At 37.4% G+C, this 21,075-nt stretch carries 2 protein-coding genes; both read right to left on the bottom strand.

The window, feature by feature from the left end:
- Positions 1-186 precede the first annotated feature (186 nt).
- On the bottom strand, positions 187-10,362 hold the full coding sequence (locus F5ESL0261_RS04440; protein WP_122052310.1) for an SLAP domain-containing protein: 10,176 nt from the start codon (positions 10,360-10,362) through the stop codon (positions 187-189).
- A 493-nt stretch (positions 10,363-10,855) separates the two neighbouring features.
- Positions 10,856-21,022 (bottom strand): SLAP domain-containing protein, encoded by a 10,167-nt coding sequence (locus F5ESL0261_RS04435; RefSeq protein ID WP_122052309.1) that lies wholly within the window; start codon positions 21,020-21,022, stop codon positions 10,856-10,858.
- Positions 21,023-21,075 lie beyond the last annotated feature (53 nt).

The following is a 21,075-nucleotide window of genomic DNA, read 5'->3' as shown; positions in this document are numbered from 1 at the left end:
GTTTTACTTATACGCTTTTTAACTTGATTTTGCAGAAAAAGAAGAAAGCACGTCCCCTTTAAAAATAACTAATTATAATACTTATTAAGACTTTTATTATCTTTTATCCGAAAATACAAAAGAAGTGCCACAAATGTGACACTTCTTTCGTGATATTTAAGCTGTATATTTTAAAGCTCTAGTTATTTAAAAGTTTGCTTTCTTAACGAACCTCCCCTTACTTAACGTGTAGTATTTTTTATGACCGATTTTGACTGGATTACCGTAGGTATTCACAGATTTACGTTTCTTCAGCACTGTCTTGCCTACGCGATGACCATACTTGTTGTATGTGTACGCATTATGCTTCAGCTTTAATTTTTTAGCATCAATATTGCCACTGGCTATATAGAGTCCATCAGGCAAAACATAGTAAGTTTGACCATTAATCGTCTTCTTGCCAGTTGTTTCAACAACTGAGCCTGCAGTAAAGATCAGCTTATTCGCACGTTTGCCGCTTTCATTATAGAGGTAGGCATTATGCTTTAAGCTCTTAGTAACTGTTACAACAGGTTGTTCATTAGTGTTGGTATCTGTTGGAGCAACTTCTTCACTTGCTGATTTTGAACTAGTTATCATCTTAACATTTGCTGCCTTGACAAAGCGGTTCTTGCCAATAGTAAAGTATTTCTTACCGCGGATCTTAAGGACTGAACCATATGTATTTAGCAATTGACCCTTCTTGTAAACGCCTGACTTTTTAACTCGCTTGCCAAGTTGATTATAGATATAAGCATTATGAGTTAATTTCTGCTTAGTAGCCTGTACATTAGCTGCAGCAACATAGTACTTCTTGTTATTGGCACCTTGATCAACTAAGACATAGTATTCTTTACCATTAATTGTCTTAGTACCATAAGTGGAAATTGTTGATCCAGCACCTAAAGTAATCTGGTTAGTCCGTTTGCCAGTTTCGTCATACAGGTATGCGTTGTGCATCAATTCAAGTGAGGAAGAGTTGTTTAAATTAACATCTGTATCATTATTATTGTTGTTTGAATTGTTAGCATTGTTATCATTACCAGGTTGCTTGTTTTGATCAGGTACTTGCGTTATCGCAGAACCGCCACCAGCGTTTCCAGAATTTTCACCATTGCCAGTGTTTGAACCACTGCCGTTATTATCGCCGCCGTTGATCACCTTATCAATTGTTGACGGGTCAGAACTGTCATGGTGAATATTGTTTATACCGTCATCACGATTCTTGTCAATATCGTCACCACTATTTGAATGATCAATTTTATCTTTGGCATCATCTTTCTTATGGTCAATGTCATCCTTGATCTTCTGCTTTTCAGCATCCGTTAAGTCAGTGCCATCTTGATGCTTAGCTTTATTATCGTCAACATCCTTTTTGGCATCCTTAGCAGCATCATCAACTGCGCCTTTAGCGATGTCTTTTTCAGCTTCGAGTTTATTCTTTTGAATTTCATCATAAGAATTGCCTTCGGTGTGTTGGTGTTTGTCTAAAGCATCTTGGATTGAAGAAGTATCTGCTTTATCACCAAATTGTTTGTGAATCTGATCAATTGCGTCTTTTGCGTGATCAGCAACCTCCTGGTCAGCTTTCTTCTTACTTTGATCAATTGCTTTATTAACTTCTGACTGAATGTCATTGTTGGCAGTATCAGACGCTTTATCTATATTAGTTTTCTTACCAGCAGGATCATCGCTAGGAGCATTGACCTGATCAACCGCAGTTTTACCTTCTTTAACGTGATTATTAACATTGTTAATTAACTCAGTCTTAGTTTGATCTCCAATATCTGGGTTATGGTTAATTTCTGTTATTGCCTTATCAGCTGCTACATTAATATCTTCTTTAGCTTTAAGTTTATTCAAAGCAGTAATACCAGTATTGTAAGCGGAACTAATGTCTTTAATATTAGTTGTCTGATTGATGGCAGCAATACTATTGTTAATATCTTTGATGTAATCCTGGTAATCTTGATTTTCTTTTTGCTTATCAGTTAATCCATTAAGCTCGTCTTGTAAGCCATTAGTTCCCTTCAAAGCATCCTGCTTATCTTTAGCAACCCAGTCTGAGGAATTTTGCCAGATATTATCAATATCTTTTCCAATTGTCGAATCTTGTGGAACCTTACTAATATCATTAATAGTATCAATCGATGTTTTTTCTTTATTATAAGCGTCATCTATTGCTTTATTAGCATCTTGTTTTTCAGAATCCGTTAATTGCGACTTATTAATAATATCATGTGCTTGATTTTGCTTGGATTTGAGTTGATTTTCAGCTTTGGTTTTAGCACCAGCTAAAGCTGCTTGTGCAGTAATATCATTGAATCCAGGCATTGAACTGCCAGATCCAGAATCTTGATATCCGTTCTTGGCCTTGTCAACTATTTGGTTAGCATCTTTTCTGACATCATCAGCATCACGATCACTACCATCCGCTTTTTTATCTGGGATATTATTGATTTCTGCTTTACTCTTGTCAAATATATCCTGTACTTTTTGCTTTTGTGTATCTTGATCAGCTGCCGATAAACCTGAATGTTCAATATTATTATTAGCCTGATCCTTAGCATCTTGCAACGCTTTAATTGCGTCTTGTTTTGCCTCGTAAATTCCTTCTTGATTCTTAGCTAGGTCGTAAATCTTGTCTACGCCACTTTCGCCAGAGTTATTGGCTGTGTTATCTGCCGCAGTACCTTTTTCAATATTTGCCAATTGCTGCTTAGCATTTGCCAAATCAGATGACTGGGCATTCTCAGGCAAGTTAACCTGGCTAATCTTGTCCTTAGTATTTTGCACAACTTGATTAAGTTGGTTTTGCAAATCGGATTTTTTATCAGGATTTAGGTGACTAGCTACTGAACTCAGATCGCCTTTACCTTTGACATAATCATCAATAGCGGCAATTTGCTTGTTCTTTTCAGAAAGCAAATCACTTGGAAGTTTAGCATTGTCAATTGCTTTTTCACCAGCAGCTTCAATTTCGGTTAAATTGTCATTATCCTGGGCGCTGTATATATTGCTGGTGCCATTTTGCAGAGCTGCAGTAATATCCTTTTCGCCTTGACTAATTTCATTAGCATCAAGATTGTTACCTTGTAAGCTACTCTTAGCTTGTTCAGCATAGTCCTTTAGTTTGTCAATAGCAGTATTCTTTTTCTCAAAGCGATCAGTTAAGCCAGTAATTGCTGAAACCCCATTTTGTGCGGCATTGCTCATGGCATTATTAGCATCTTGAGTATTGCTCTTAGCACTTTCAATATTTTGGGCAGCTTTATCGCGCTCAGCCTTAATCCGATCCCTCATCTGTGCAGCTAAATCAGGATTGTCCTTGGCAATCTCGTCTGCTGCAGCAGAAGCCTTATTGACAGCGTCTTGTAACTGCTTTAATGCGCTTGTTTGAGACTCATCTTTAGCGATCTCAGTACCGAGTTTATTCAAGTCAGTTTGATTTTGACTCTTAGCACTATTTAGACCTGTTTGATCTGTGGCAGAATTGATTCTCGTTTCTCCATCTGAACGAGCCTGATTAATTTTGTCTTTCAGATCATTATATTGATCTTGCCCCAGTTTCTTATCAGCTAAGTCTTGATCAATCTGATTTTGTAATTTGTCAACATCACTTTCAAAGTCATTTTTAGCGGATGCTTTGTCATTTGCTAGAATTTGATCAGAAGCATTCTTTTCAATACCTTTAATGGCATTGTCGCCGTCGCCTTTAGCTTTATTAACTTTGTCAATAGTATCTGATTGATCTATTTTGTTTTTAGCCTTATCACGTTCGTTATTAATAGTATCTTTGTCAGTTGGATCATTATTAACAGCATTCTTTGCTGTCTGATCCAAATCAGACTTAGCCTTGTTTTTAGCTGCTTGCAATTTCGCATCTGATAATGCCTGATTAATATTGACTATTCCAGTATCCTTTTCTGTATCTATCTGGTCAGCAGCGGCACCATCAACCTTAGCTACAGCACGGTCATGCGCTTCTTGAGCTTCAGACTTAAACTTATTCTTTTCGTCAGTGCTTAAATCAGTTAAACTATCAATCTGGTTATCGACACCAATATAATTTCCACCACCATTAAGTGCTTTGTCAAGTTCATCAATCGCTTTATTACGTTGATCTCTTATTGCATCTGCATTAGTGGAATTTGCATTATCAACAACATTTTGGATACTTTGCAAGGTATTATCTTTAATTTTGCCAACTGTTTCAATATCATTAGCAACACTAACATCGCTAAGACCCAACTTGCCAACAGCATCAACCGCATTTTGATCATTAGAGTTACTTAATTTACCCTTGGCATTACCAGCTGCATTTTTAATAGCAGTACTTGCAGTGGCTTTGGCATTTGCCAGATCTGCACTTGCATGCGCGTTATTGATAGCTGTTATTGCATCATTATAAGCTCTATCGACCTGTTCTTTATTAGTTGCATTATTAATATTTGTACTTGCATCTCTATTTGCTTGTTGAATTGCCGAAACAGCATCACTATAAGCTTTTTGAGCCTGATCTTTTTCATCACCAGACAGCTTATCATAATCTTTGCCTAATTGAGAAATAGCATTATTAGCAGCTTCATTAACCTTGCTTAAAGCACTATTACGGTAAGAGTCAAAGTCATTTCCTTTAGCTTCTGCCGCATCAATTGCAAGTTCACCATTTTGCTCAGCTGTATTAGCATCAGCTACTTTATCTTTACTGTCAACATCAGCTTTAGCTTGGTCACGCGCTGCTTCTATTCCAGAAATAGTTTTATTCTTAGTATCTTGACTGATATCAGTTGCATGATTGATGCGGTCAACTGCTTTTTGAGCATAATCATCAAGTTTTTGCTTGTTAATGACTTTATTAATGTTCGTATCACTGATTACATTATCGATAGCAGCTTTGCCGTCTTTTGCAATTTGATTAACTTGTTGAGTGGAAGAAGCACTTGCTGAATTAACATTGTTCACAGCTTGGTTGTACTGGTCGTCAGCTTGTTTTCTTAAATCATTCTTGTAAGCACTTGTCACTTGATCCATGTCGCCAATTTTCTCTTTAATCTTGTTTCTTTCAGCAAGCAGGTCATTGATAGCTTGATCCTTGGCAGACTGAAGGCTTGCAGTCTCCTGAATTTGGGTCAGCTTCCTGGTACCATTGGCAAGAGCCGTATCGACATCATCTTTACCTGCTGACTGAATAGCAGATTGGGCAGAATTGAAGGCATTGTTTATTTGGTTGTAGTAATCATTCTTTTCAGTCACACCCAAATTAGGGTCATTAGTTATTTGCTTATTGGTTGCATCACGTGCTGTCTGCAACTGTTTAATAGCATCTTGTCGCTGTTTAGCCAAGTCTAAATCTGCCTGATTCTGGTTCAGACTATCTACAACACTTTGAATGGCTTTCTTGCCATTTTCAGCATCATTTTGAATGTCTGAAGCATTTAGATCACTGGAAACAGCTTGAATCGCTTGGTCATAAGCCTTATCTATTTGGTCTAATTTATCCTGCCAATCATTATCGCCGAGTGAACCACTACTATGAGCGTCAGAGATAGTCTTTCTGGCATTATTCTTAGCATTTTGCAAGTCGCTGATTGCTTGGGCACGGGCTGCAGAAATCTGTGCGTCGTTTAAGTCTCTGGTAATTTCGTTCTTACCATCTTGAGCTGCCGATTGAATTGAATTTTGATCTTGCGCAGCCGCAATTTTATCTTTAGCAGCTTGCGCATCTTGATCAATTTGATCTTCAAAATGCTTTTTATTTGATTGACTAAGTTGACTGTCAGGTATGCTTTCAATCTTGGCTTTCGCATCCTTAGCAGCAGCATCAACTGCTTGAGTAGCTTCTTGACGAGCATTTTTGATTACTGTATTGCCTTTATTTTGAGCATCAGCAACTATACTGTCAATTTTACCTTTGGCTGTTGTCACGGCATCGTCAATCTTTTCAGTGTCAATAGTGCTTAAACCGTTAATACTGTCGTCAGCAACCTTCTTAATTTGATCATGATATGTCTTTCTATCATCATCACTTAAGTTTGGCGTATTGTTAATAGCATTATCAGCATCCTGTTGCTTTTGTCTTATCTGTGCAGCAGCATCACTTAACTGATTATTACGCTTACCCAAATCTTGCTGCTTAGTCAGTAAATTGTTCAGAGCAGTAATACCATCATTTCTGGCTCCATCAATCGTATCAAACGTGTTAGCTTGATCTACTCTTTGTTCATAACCTAGAGGATTAATGGTATTACTTAAAATCTTCTGTGCCTGCTTCTTGGCATCGTCAATATTTTGTGCGGTTAGACCAGAAATGTTGCTGATTTGATTTTCTACATCTGCTTCAACATCAACTAACTTCTTCTTGGAAGTTTCTTTCAAAACCTTCTTTTTGGCAGTATCTTCTGCAGTAGCTACTGCTTGTGAATCAGCAGCCTGATCAATAGTAGCAATACCGTCACTAACAGTTTTTTCTATATCAGTGGTTGAACTGATTCCAAAAGCATTTTCCTCAGTTATAGCATATCCAGAAACCTCGGCTTTAGCTGCTGCTTTATCAAAAGCAGTTTGCGCAATTGCCTCTCTTTGTTTGATAACTGCTCCATCGGTTGTGCCGTAAATAGATTTATTAGCATCATAATTTGCACTACCAGGCTTTGCAGTGGCAATTTGAGTAGCGTTATCAATTTCAGTTAAATATTTATTCTGATCTTCAGCGCTCAGTCCAGAATTTTGGACTCTCTTTTTGGCTGCTGCAGCTGCATTTTTAATATTTGTAGCTTCTTGATCAGCGTAAACTTGTTTAATTGCTTCTAGACCTTTTGAACCATCTGGATCATCGCCATTAATAACACTGTGAACTGCCTTATTCAATGAGTCTTGAATATCAGTCGTTTTATCACTGTGTTTAGAAATTTCATCTTTAGCAGCATCTTGCAATTTTTTAATTGCACTGATAGTGTTCTTAACTGCATCAATATCATCTTGGGCTTCTTTTTGATGAGCTTTGACTGAAGTTTCATCAGAATCTTTATCAATGTCACCTTGGTCAGCAGCAATTGCTTCTGGACGCTTAAGTCTATCAGTTAAACCGTTAATTTCTGCTTTTTCAGTGTCATTTAGATTAGAATCCTTGGCAGTAACTGCTATGTCATCTTTAACTTGTGTAATCTGCTTATTAATGTCCGTTCTAATTCCGGACTTATAGTCCTGACCTACTTTATCAATCGCAGTGATACCCTTACCCTTAGCAGTATTCACATCATCTGTCGTTTTAGCTGAGTTAACTTGCTGAATCGCGTTGTCTCGTGCAACATTAATTGCCTGGGTTTGTGAAGGATAATATCCAGATTGTTTACTTGCTTCATTATTCAAATCATTAATGGCATTAGTTCTATTAGTTTCAATTTGAGCTGAGCCTTCTGCTGCTGTAACTGCATCAGCAATAACCTTTAAAGCAGCATCCCGGCGTTGGTTTACAGTTGTAATGGAATCTGCACTAGAATCGTAGACTGAAGTAGCCTTATTGGCATTATTAATAGTTTTTGATGCAGCAGCGGCTGCCTTATTCATTGCGTCGGTAAAAGCTTTATTTTGATCAGTAGTTAAATTATTTGGCTTATTAGTTTTGGCAGTATTAATTGCATCATTAATAGCCTTTGCTGCCAAATCGCGGGCCTCACTTAAAGTTAGAATATCCAGCGACACTCTGACAGGACGACCATTTTTATTAAGTTCATTGGGGTTATAACCAATAAAGTTGGCACTAGGCGACAATTCTATGAAATAACCTTTATTATACTTGACAGTTTGATCCGCGGGAATAGTGAAACTAAATGAACCATCGTCATTAACAACAGCCGCAAACTGTGTTGGTAACGGATTTAAAGAAGGGGTTTTATTAGTAGTATCTCTCAGCGAGTCATCTGTGTTTATATACGGACTTACGATAACAGGCTTGTTGTCCTTATCTTGAGCAGACCAAGCTGTCTTAGCACCCTTATTATCAATTATATTGGCAACAATATAGGCTTTAGTAGCAACTGGCATGACCAAGCTAAACGGATTCTTAGGATGTTGCAGATCTTCATCTGGACCATCTTTAACCTTGTCATAATTTAGTACGCTGCCTGCTTCTCCTATGATAGTATTTGAACCATCATCATTTCTTTTAACAGAAACTTTAGTACTATCAATGTCGATAAAACCGCTCGGGTTGGCTGGAATCAATTTAATGTTGTTATAGCCAAAATTATTTTGCTTATTAAATGCTCTTTGAATAATATCAGTAAACAGTGAGTCGAAAGTGCCGCCTTTAGTAGCAGCAGTCTGCAAGGCTTCAAGCACGTCAGACGGTAACTTAGACAGATCGATCTTGGCATCCTTAACCTTATTTTCAATATCCTGTAGTGTTTGTGTAGTTAATTTTGTTTTACCATTCAATAGTTCTATGCTGTCTACTGTAATAGTGCCATTATTCTTTCTTACTTTCAAAACGTGGAAAGGCGGCAAATCAACTATACCTAATCCAGCATTTAAACTACTCAGGTCAAATTCCTGCCTTACATTAGTAATGGTAATTGGCATAGTTCCAATAATACTGGTTGCCGGATTCTTATTTGCTGCAGCATTCAGAACTAAAGAAGTAGGGTTATTAACAATTAAAGTACCACCTTGAACGTCTACCAAAGTTATTGCTCCGCTACCAGCACCAGTGCCGTTACCAATGCTATCAGAACCATTCAGACTAATATTAAAAGCACCATTCTCAACGTCTGCCTTGCCTTTGATTAGTACTAAAGTACCTTTATAATCACCCATATCATGACCAGTGACGTTTAATGCACCTTGTGGCAAAATATTAAAATTACCATTATCGAAAATGAGGTTGCCTGAATCAGCGTCAGTAATATTACCATTAGTAGTTACATTAACAGCACCATTAGTTTGGATATTAAAAGTCGCATTACCGTCTGCTAGAAAAATAGCTCTGGATTTACTGTAGTTAAGAGTACCTTTATATTTATAATCACTCGAATTATCACCCAAGCTGATGTTAAGTGAACCATACACATCAAAAGTACATTTACCACCTATATATACTGCACTAAATGGTTTGCCCCATTCACCAGTTGCATAGTGAGTATTATCATAGTTCTTAACGGGCTGTAAGTTAACCGTGGCTTTTTTATCAATCGTAATAGTATCGTTAGTCCCGGTCATTTCAATGACACTGCCGCCGTACGTAGAGCCATTAAAAGTACCATTAACGAACTCAATACTATCGTTTTGACCAGTAAATTGGAAAAGCTGCTGGTCGTTACCATCATAGGGTCCACCGGTGAAATACGGTGTTTTAATAGTTTCGGCATCATTATCACCGTAAAAGTAGATGTGGGTATTATCACCAGCAAAAATCATCTGAGAACCGTGAAAATCTGTATTTATAAATGTAATATTAACGCTTTGATTACTGTAAACACCTTCAGTATCATAAACGCCATAGTAGTCACCACTCCACATACTTACATTCTCGTATGTAATATCAGCTGAAGTAGGACCATAATGATGAGGATGATAACCTTTGAAGTCGAGCTTATACCTAGTGTTCCCTATTGATTTAATTAATAGTTTTCTACCTGATATGTCACCGCCATCAAAACCAAAATCATCGCCATTTGGAGCATCAGTAATGTTATCTGTTAAATCTATTTCGCTAACATTTTTATTTTGATAGGCTGCGACAAAATCTTTCCAGTTAGAAACCTGAACCGCGCCATTAGCAGTAGCATCCCTTTTCACATCCTGATCATTAAGAACAGGAGTCTGATCTACTTTATTTTGGGATTCATCTGTCTTAGCATTATCACCCGTTGCTGAAGTATCTTGACCATCATTACTGGAAGTTCCTTGGCCAGGAGCCTGCGAATTAGAACTTGTTTTATTATCAGTCTTATCTTCAGCTTTAGAGTCAGAGTTAGCAACGGTAGTTGAGTCAGTGGAGCTTGTCACGCTAGTATTAGAACTATCCTTTAAAAACGAACTTAAGCCTGAAAAAGTGCTTAAATCTTGTTCTTGTTTCTGTTGACTAGACTGCTTTACTGTACTCGCAGCACTTTGTGTTGGCTTTGTCTTAGCTGTTTGATTCTCATTCGACTGGGAGTTTACTTCTTCTTTTGCTGGAGCAGCTGTATCAGCTTTAACAGTTTGATTATTTAAACCTAAAAAAGTAAAACCAAGCAAGACGGAAGCAGCACCAATTGTCAATTTACGAATTGAAAAATGGTCTTGCTTTGATTGCATTTCCATCTTGCGAATTGTTTCTTTAATATTATTTTTACCTAGCATAATAGTCCTTTCTCAAAAACCTAAATACGAGGTAATTTTAGTTCCAGCAATTTTAAATGTCAATATAGTATAGTTTATACGTATTGCATAAATAACTTATTAACAAAAACAGTATAAATCAGTTTTATAAATAACAACAGTTTACATAAAAGTTAAAACTAATCGGTATTTATAGCAATAAAAATAACAATAACAAGTATTAAAAATATTGATTTTTTATATAATTTGTGTTATATAATAAACTTTTTTAAGTTTTAATTTCAATATATAATTGCATATACTATACATTTAATAAATGAATATTTTATATATTCAGATATTATTGTGATTTGCTTAACAGCTTGATTTGTGATTTTAACTTTTCCAGTTGTGAAAAATGATATTGTTTTAGTATATATATACTCATTAAAAGAAAAATATACTTTTACATTAAAAAAAAGTACCACAAATTGTTATTTCAACAATTGTGGTACTTTATTCAAGCTATTTCAATTTAAAAGTTGGCTTTTTTAACAAAACGTCCTTTTGTAGTAATGAAATATCTCTTACCATTTATTTTGACTGAATTACCATAAGTTTTAACGGACTTACGCTTCTTCAGCACTGTCTTGCCTACGCGATGACCATACTTGTTGTATGTGTACGCATTATGCTTCAGCTTTAATTTCTTCGCATCAATATTGCCACTGGCTATATAGAGTCCATCAGGTAAGGCATAGTATGTCCGACCATTGATCTTCTTCTTGCCTGTAGTTTCAACTACCGAGCCTGCATTAAAGATCAGCTTATTCGCACGTTTGCCGCTTTCATTATAGAGGTAGGCATTATGCTTCAAGTTCTTAGCAACTATTGCAACAGGTTTCTCAACAGTGTTGACATTTGTTGGTACTACTTCTTCATTTGCTGATTTTGAAGCAGTTATCAATTTAACGTTTGCTGCTTTCACAAAGCGGTTCTTGCCAATAGTAAAGTATTTCTTACCGCGGATCTTAACGGCATCGCCATAAGTATTCAGCGTCTGCCCCTTCTTGTAAACGCCTGACTTCTTAACCCGCTTGCCAAGCTGGTTATAGATATACGCATTGTGAGTCAACTTTTGCTTAGTAGCCTGTGCATTACCCACAGCAACATAGTACTTCTTGTTCTTGGCACCTTGATCAACTAAGATGTAGTATTCTTTACCATTTATCGTCTTAGTACCATAGATAGTAAGGATTGAACCAACACCTAAAGTAATCTGGTTAGCCCGTTTGCCAGTTTCGTCGTACAGGTATGCATTATGCAGCAATTCGACTGCAGAAGAGTTGTTTAAATCAACATCCGAATCTTTATCCTTGCCATCGTCTTTATTGCTGTTAGCATTGTCGTCAGGCTTCTTATTTGGATCAGTTACAGGAGTTACTGCAGAACCACCGCCAGTACCTGAACCACCACCGTTATTATTTCCGCTTTGAATAACCTTGTCGATTGTTGACGGATCAGAACTGTCTTGATGAATAGTATCTATCCCTTCATCACGATGCTTGTCTATATCATCACTGCTATTTGATTGATCAATTTTATCTTTGGCATTATCTTTTTGACGGTCGATCTCATCCTTAACTTTTTGTTTTTCACCGTCAGTTAAGTCAGTGCCATCTTGGTGTTTGCCCTTATTATTGTCAACATCCTTTTTAGCGTTCTTAGCAGCATCATCAACGGCACCTTTGGCAATTTCCTTTTCAGCTTCAAGTTTATTCTTTTGAATCTCATCATAAGAATTGCCTTCAGTGTGTTTGTTTTTGTCAAAAGCATTTTGGATTGAAGAAGTATCAGCATCTTCACCAAATTCTTTATGAATCTTGTTGATAGCCTCTTTTGCTTTATCAGCAATTTCCTGATCAGCCTTGTTTTTGCTGATTTTATTTGCCTTATTAATCTCAACTTGGATATCGTCTTTAGCCGTGTCAACTACCTTATCAATATTAGTCTTCTTACCAGCAGGATCATCACTAGGTGCATTAACTTGATCAACTGCTGTGTTGCTATCTGTAACGTGCTTATCAACATTATTAATAAGTTCTTGCTTAGTTTTATCGTCTAAATCTTTATTATTGTTAATCTCAGTTTTTGCCTTGTCAGCAGCATTTTTAATTTCTTCCTTAGCTTTAAGTTTATTCAAAGCTGTAATGCCTTTATCGTAGGCAGAACTGATATCCGGAATATTGTCAGCCTTATTGATGCTGGCTAGAGCATCAGTTATATCTTTAATATGATCCTTATACTTTGGATTAGCTCTCTGGTCACTAGTTAATTTGTCATATTCATTTTGCAAACCATTAGTGCCATTTACAGCATCATGCTTATCTTTAACAACCCATTCAGAAGAATTTTGCCAAATCTGATCAATGCTAGTTCCAACGTGATCTTTATCTTTTGGAACATTGTCAACATCTTTAATAGCTTCAATTTTTGCTTTTTCAGCATCATAAGCATCATCAATAGCCTTAATAGCTTCCTTCTTTTCAGAATCAGTTAACTGCGACTTATTAATAATATCATGAGCCTGATTCTGCTTGTCTTTCAAATGGCCTTCTGCCTGGGTTTTGGCTCCGGCAAGATCTGCTTGATCAGTAATATTTGAAATACCAGGAACATCTTTTCCAGTTGAAGGATCTTTGTAGCCGTTCTTGGCCTTATCAATTATAGCTTGAGCATCGTTTTTGACTTCATCAGCAGTTCTATCGGTAGTACCATCCTCTCCTTTGACAGGAATATCATTTATTTCTGTCTTACTCTTGTCAAAGATATCCTGTACTTTTTGCTTTTCCGTATCTTGATCAGCTGCCGATAAACCAGAATCTTCAATCTTTTTATCAGCTTCATCCTTAATATTTTGCAGCTCTTTGATAGCATCTTGCTTAGCTTCGTAGATATCCTGTTTATTCTTAGCTATATCGTAAATCTTATCTATACCGGCTTCACCGAAGTTAATTGGCTCATTATTTTCTGGAACACCTTTTTCGACATTAGACAGCTTATTCTTTGCTGCCTCCAAGTCAGATGCAGTTGCATTCTCAGGTAAGGTAACTTTGCTAATTTTGTCTTTGGTACTTTGCACAACTTCATCAAGTTGCTTTTGCAAATCAGCCTTTTGCTCATCACTTAAACTAGAGGCAACTGAACTGATATCATCTTTTCCTTTGACATAATCATCAATAGCAGCAATCTGCTTGTTCTTTTCAGCTAGCAAATCACTTGGCAACTTAGCTTGATCGATGGCCTTTTCGCCGGCCTTTTCAATATTATCTAAATTGTCACTATCTTTGGCGCCATATATGTTGCTGATAGCGCCTTGCAGAGCGTTATTGATATCTTTTTCGCCTTGGCTAATTTCATTAGCATCAAGATGATCACTCTGCAAGCCGTTCTTTGCAGTTTGAGCATGCTGCTTCAACTTGTTAATAGCTTCATTCTTAGCTGCAAAGCGATCAGTTAAACCAGTAATTGCTGAAACCCCATCTTGTGCGGCCTGATTCATAGCGTTGTTAGGATCGTTTATATCATTTTTAGCACTTTGAATGTTTTGCGCAGCTTTATCGCGTTCAGCTTTGATCTGATCTCTCATTTGATCAGCCAGATTTGGATCATCCTTAGCGATTTCGTCTGCTGTAGCAGAAGCCTTATTGACGGCATCTTGCAACTGAGTTAACGCATTTGTCAGTGATTCTTCTTTACCAATTTCAGCGCCGATTTGACTTAGATCATTTTTGTTCTGGTTCTGGGCATTAGACAAACTACCTCTATCGGTGGCCGAGTTTATCCTAGTTTCACCATCTGAACGAGCCTGATCAATTTTTTCTTTCAGCTTATCATATTGGTCTTGACCCAGTTTCTTATCGGCTAAATCTTGATCAATCCGTTGTTGCAGCTTGTCTGCAGCACTTTTTAGATCATTTTTAGCTGCAGCTTTATCATTTGCAAGTTGAGCATCCTTACCTGTCTGCTCTATACCCGTAATAGCACTTTGGCCTTCTTCTTTAGCTTTATTAACTTTGTCAATAGTATCTGATTGATCTATTTTGTCTTTAGCCTTATCACGTTCGTTGTTAATAGCATCTTGGTCAGTTGGATCATTTTTACCAGCATCAATTGCTGCTTGGTCCAAGTCAGACTTAGCCTTGTTTTTAGCTGCTTGCAATTTAGCATCAGATAGTGCCTTGTTAATGTCGACTAATCCAGTATTCTTTTCCGTATCTATCTGGTCAGCAGTGGCACCATCAACCTTGGCTACAGCGCGATCATGCGCTTCTTGAGCCTGGTTCTTAAACTTATCCTTTTCGTCTTTACTTAGATCAGTTAGGCTATCAATTTGATTAGTGACTCCAACATAATTTCCGCCGCCATTAAGCGCTTGGTCAAGTTCATCAATTGCTTGATTACGTTGATCTCTTATTTCATCTGCATTAGAAGCAGAAGCAATATCAAGGATATTTTGTATGCTTTGGATAGTGTTGCCTTTAATCTTATTAACTGTTGCAATATCACTTGCTGCGTTTATATCTTTCTCACCAAGATCGGTAACAGCTTTGACTGCATCCTTATCTTTTTGGTTTGTGAGTTGGGTATTTGCTTTAGCACCCGTTTCTTTAATTGCAGTTATTGCGGTAGCTTTGGCTGCAGCCAAGTCAGCACTTGTTTCTGCCTTGTTAATAGCAGCTATTGCATCTTTAGTAGTTTTTTCTACTTGGTCTTTATTAGTTGCGTTCCTAATACTATCAATTGCATCGCTTGAACTTTGCTGAATAGTATTAATAGCGTTATCAAATGCGTCCTTAGCAGCTGTTTGTTCACTTTCACTAAGACCATTATAAATTTCAGTCAAACGGGAAGTAGCGTCATCTGCAGCAGTAGAAATTTGATCAATGGCACTTTCCTTATAGCTGTCAAGACCGTTACCTTTTGCTTCTGCCGCATCAATTGCCAGTTCACCATTTTGTTCTGCAAGATTAGAAGCTGGGATCTTTTCTGCATTATCGACATTAGCCTTTGCTTCATCACGAGCAGCTTTGATTCCGGCAATAGTGGAGTCCTTCACTGTCTGAGCAATATCAGTTGCATTGCTAATGCGATCTATTGCTTTTTGAGCATACTCATCAAGTTTTTGCTTGTTAAGAACTTTATTAATGTTTACATCGCTGATGACATCATCAATAGCTGCTTTGCCTTGTTGAGCTGCTTGAGTAACTTGTTGAATAGAAGATGTACTTGCAGAATTAATGTTCTTGACTGCTTGATTGTATTGTTCTTCAACTTTATTACGTAACTGATTCTTATTATCACTCGTAACTTGATCCATATTGCCAATTTGCTCTCTAATTTTGCTTCTTTCCGCAAGCAAGTCATTTAGAGCTTGATCTTTGGCAGATTGGAGGTTTGCAGCTTCCTGAATCTCAGTCAGTTTCCTCGTACCATTTGTAAGGGCATCATTGATATCGTCTTCTTTACCTGCTGACTGAATAGCCGATTGAGCATTATTGAAGGCATTTGAGATTTGGTTATAGTAATCGTTCTTTTCGGTAACACTTAAATTAGGATCTGTGGTTATTTGTGTATTAGCATTATCGCGAGCCTGTCTTAATTTCTTAATAGCATCATCACGCTTTGCTACCAAATCTTTTGTTGCTTCGTCATCCGAGATACTGTCAACAATGCTTTGAATATTCTTTTTGCCTTTATCAGCATCATCATTAATATCTGAAACATTAAGGTCACCTGTTACTGCTTGAACAGCTTGGTCATAGGCATTGTCAATCTGGTTTAATTTGTCTTCCCAGTCCTTGTCTTTAAGTGAACCCTTATCATGTGCTGCAGAAATGGTCTCTCTGGCTTTATTCTTGGCAGTTTGCAAATCAGAAATTGCTTTAGCGCGTGCCGCAGAAACCTGTGCATCGTTTAAGTCCCTGGTAATATTGTTTGCACCATCTTGAGTAGCTGATTTAACAGTGTCTTCATCTTGAGCAGCAGCAATCTTATCTTTAGCGGCTTGCGCATCTTGATCGATCAAATCTTCATAGTGTTTCTTGTTTGATTGACTAAGTTGACTGTCAGGTATGCTTTCAATCTTTTGCTTGGCAGCCTTTGCCGCATCGTCAATTGCCTGAGTAGCTTCTTGACGAGCCTTTTTGATTACACTATCGCCCTTATTCTGAGCATCAGCAACTATACTATCAATTTTACCTTTGGCTGTTGTTACAGCATCATCTATCTTTGCAGTGTCAATAGTGCTTAAACCGTTAATACTGTCGTCAGCAACCTTCTTAATTTGATCATGGTATGTCTTTTTATCTTCGTCACTTAGGTTTGGCGTATTGTCAATAGCATCATTTGCTTTTTGTTGCTTTTGCCTAATTTGTGCAACAGCGTCACTTACCTGATTATTGCGTTTACCTAACTCTTGCTGCTTAGTCAACAGATTGTTCAGAGCAGTGATACCGTCATTTCTGGCTCCGTCAATTGTTGTAAGCGAGTCAGCTTGATCAACCCTTTGAGTATATCCTAGTGGATTGGTATTATTGCTTAAAATCTTCTGGGCCTGCTTCTTGGCATCGTCAATATTTTGAGCGGTCAAGCCGGAAATGTTGCTGATTTGATTTTCAACATCAGCTTCGACATCAGCTAATTTCTGCTTAGAAATTGCTTTAAGCACATTCTTTTTAGCAGTATCTTCTGCAGTTGCTACTGCGCTAGAGTCCGCTGCCTTATCAATATTTGCTAACCCATCACTAATTGCTTTTGCAATATCGCTATTTGAGTTAACTGATAAATCATTTTGGTTAGTAACAGCAAAACCTGCAACTTCAGCCTTTGCTGCAGCTTTATCAAAAGATGTCTGTGCTATAGCTTCTCTTTGCTTTATAGCCGCACCATCTGACGTACCGTAAATAGATTTGCTTGCATCATAGCCTGGGGCGCCAGGTTTAGCAGTTGCAACTTTAGCAGCATTATCGATTGCATTTAAGTAATCTGCTTGATCTGCTGCTGCAAGTCCTGATTTCTGCACTCTCTTTTTGGCTGCTTCAGCTGCTTTATTAATATTGGCAGCTTCTTGATCTGCATATACCTGTTTGATCGCTTCAAGACCTTCTGAGCCGTCAGGGTCATCGCCATTGATGACTTTATGTACAGCATCATTTAAAGAATTTTGAATATCAGTCGTTTTGTCGCTGTGCTTAGAAATTTCATCTTTAGCGGCATCTTGCAATTTTTTAATTGCACTGATAGTGTTCTTAAGAGCATCAATCGTATCTTGAGCTTCTTTTTGGTGACCTTTAACTGAATTTTCATCAGAATCCTTATCAATGTCACCTTGATCTGCAGCAATTGCTTCTGGACGTTTAAGTCTATCAGTTAAACCGTTAATCTCTTTTTTTTCAGTTTCGCTTAAGTTAGAATCTTTAGCAGTTTCTGCTATATCGGTTTTTACCTGTTCAATTTGCTTATTAAGATCAGATTTGATAGAAGCCTTATAGTCAAGAGCAACTTTATCGATTGCCTTTATTCCCTCGTCTCTAGCACTAGCAACATCATCGTTATTTTGTGCAGCCTTAACCTGGTCAATTGCTTTATCTCGCGCTTGATTAATCGCCTGGGTTTGTGAAGGATAATATCCAGATTGTTTGCTTGCCTCATTATTCAACTCATTAATGGCATTAGTTTTATTGGTTTCAATTTGAGCTGAACCATTAGCAGCTTTAATCGCATCATCAATAATCTTTAAAGCAGCATCCCGACGCTTGTTTACAATCGAAATCGTATTTGCATCAGAGGAGTAAACAGATGTATCCTTATTAGCACTATTGATGGTCTTTGAAGCTGCAGCAGCAGCTTGAGTCATTGCATCATTAAATGCTTTATTTTGCTCATCCGTCAAATTATTAGGCTTTTTATTTTTAGCAGTGTTAATTGCATCATTAATAGCCTGGGCAGCTTGATCGCGAGCTTCACTCAATGTCAGAATATCCAAACCTACTCTGACAGGCTTACTGGTATCAGTCGGATCATATCCAATGAAATTAGCACTCGGAGACAACTCAATACTATAATTTTTATTAAATTTAATGGTTTTATCTGCCGGAATATTAATGGTAAATGAACCATCGTCATTGACCACAGCAGCGTACTGGGTTGGTAGAGGATTTAGTGAGCTATTCTTAGAGTCTCTATACGTATCATCAGTTCCAGCATAAGGATTGGGAACTCCATGATTCTTATCATCCTTATCTGGCCATGGAATTTTTTTGCCCTTATCGTCAATAATATTGGCGGCAATGTAAGCTTTAGTAGCTACCGGCATAACCAAACTAAACGGATTCTTGAGATTCTTCAAATCTTCATCCGGTCCATCTATTTTAGGATCATAACCTATTACGCTTCCTGCAGCACCTGAAATAGTATTTGAACCATCGTCATTTCTCTTGACAGTCACCTTGCTAGTGTCAATATCCAGAAAACCACTTGGGTTGGCAGGAATAAAGGCAATATTATTATAGCCAAAGTTATCGCTATTGTTGAATGCTCTTTGAATAATATCAATAAAAAGATCGTCAAAAGTATTATTGCTATTGCTGCCTGCAGTTTCTTCTAAAGATTCTTTCACATCATTTGGTAACTTTTCATAATTAATACCAGCAGATGTTATTTTGGCTTTTAATTGATCCAATAGATCTTTAGTTAGCGTCGTTTTACCATTCAATAGCTCAAGTTTGTCTACAAGAATGGTGCCTTTTCTTTGTTTTCTAACATTTAAAACGTGGAATGGCGGTAAAGTAAGTTTGCCAAGTCCAATGTTTAAATTAGTAAGATCGAATTGTTGCCGTACGTTTGTTATAGTAATATTATTTTCACCAACGATACTGGTATCTGAATTCTTGTTAGCCTGCGCATTCAAAATTAGAGAGGTGGGGTTATTGACAATTAAGGTACCACCCTGAACGTCTACTAACGTAATAGGTTTTTTACCGTCTCCGGCACCAGTCCCGTTACCAATGTCGGTGGAACCATCGAGAACAATATTAAAAGCACCGTTTTCAACATCAGCTTTGCCCTTAATCAAGACTAAAGTTCCACCATAGTCACCCATGTCCTGACCTTTGACATTTAAGGTGCCCTTAGGTTTAATGTTAAAATTACCACCATCATAAATAAGGTAGCCACCACCATTTGCGTCACTGATGTTACCGTTAGTAGTAATATTTACTGTACCATTGGTTTCAATATTGAAACTAGAGTTAGAATTCCGTAGATATATCGCTCTACATTTATTGTTATTGCGAGTTCCCTTATATGGATTTGCCTTTGAGTTATCAGTCATATTAATATTTAGTGTACCAGCAACGTTTACGGTGCCTTTACCAGTAATAGCAATAACAGTAAATGGTCTACCCCATTCACCACTTGAACCATGAGAACCGTCATACTCTAATAACGGCGTCAAATTAACAACGGCACCTTGATCAACCGTAACAACGTCATTATCGTTTTCCATTTCAATCACGCTACCGCCAAAAGTAGAGCCTGTGAATGTACCGTCTACAAATTCAACACTACAATTTTGACCAGTGAACTGAAATAACTGCTGGCTGTCACCGTCAGAATTTCCTTTAACCGTTCTTATTACGTTATCACCACGAAAGAAGATGTGAGTGTTCCGACCAGAATAAATTAACTGAGAACCTTCAAATGTTGTATTTATAAAGGTAATGTTGGCATATTGATTATTATTTAGCCCACCAGTATCAAATACGCCATAATAATCTGTGCTTGTCATTGCAACATTTTCAAAAGTTACGTCAAAGGAATTACGCTGAATAATTTCAGGGTGGTTTCGTTTAAAATCAATTAAATGTCGCGTATCCCCATCGGATATGATGCGCAACGTTCTTCCGGGAACTCTACCAATGGACTTACGTCCACCACCATCTGGGGCAGCAATATCATTCATGATACGAATTTCGCTCACATTTGCATTAAGTAAAGCAGCACTAAATTCGTCCCAATCTGTTACCTGCTTAACTTCGCTAGCAGTAGCATCCTTTTTTGCATCTTTATCAACTAATTCAGGATCCTGAGAATCAGTTTTTTCAGGATCATTCGTTTCTGAAGTATCCTGATTTGTGTCATCATCAGTTTTAGCTGGATCCTTAGCATTACTTTGATCCTGATCAGGGGTTTTGGAACTGTCGTCAACATTATTACCCTTATCCTTGTCCTTATCTTTTGGATCATCAGTCCTGGAATCCTCAGTTTTGTCTGTAGAATCTTTTCCTGCAGTAGTTGGTTTCTCAGTATCGGTACTCTTTAAAAAAGAACTCAGACCAGAAAATGTAGTTAAGTCTGCATCCTTTTTCGTTGAGTTACTTTGCTTGTTTTCACTTGGAGTTTGGGCTTTATCTGCTGTTTGATCAAGCTCAGTCTGAGACTCATTAGTTTTAGTATTAATTTCTTCCTTTGCAGGATCAACAGTATCAGCCTTAGCGGTCTGACTATTCAAGCCAAAAAAAGTAAAACCGAGCAAGACAGAAGCAGCACCAATTGTCAATTTACGAATTGAGAAGTGGTCTTGCTTTGCCTGCATTTCCATTTTACGTATTCTTTCTCTATTATTATTTTTACCTAGCATAAAATAATCCTTTCTCAAAAATACTATTTATAGCAATATTTTAATGCTAGGTG

Origin of the sequence: Lactobacillus sp. ESL0261, from assembly GCF_003693025.1 — a bacterium.
GTDB lineage: Bacteria > Bacillota > Bacilli > Lactobacillales > Lactobacillaceae > Lactobacillus > Lactobacillus kullabergensis.
This window is presented reverse-complemented; position numbering and strand designations above follow the sequence as displayed.

Bases quoted from the DNA above. Each gene is read 5' to 3' on its own strand.
- F5ESL0261_RS04440 (WP_122052310.1), bottom strand. From the start codon at position 10,362: ATGCTAGGTAAAAATAATATTAAAGAAACAATTCGCAAGATGGAAATG.
- F5ESL0261_RS04435 (WP_122052309.1), bottom strand. From the start codon at position 21,022: ATGCTAGGTAAAAATAATAATAGAGAAAGAATACGTAAAATGGAAATG.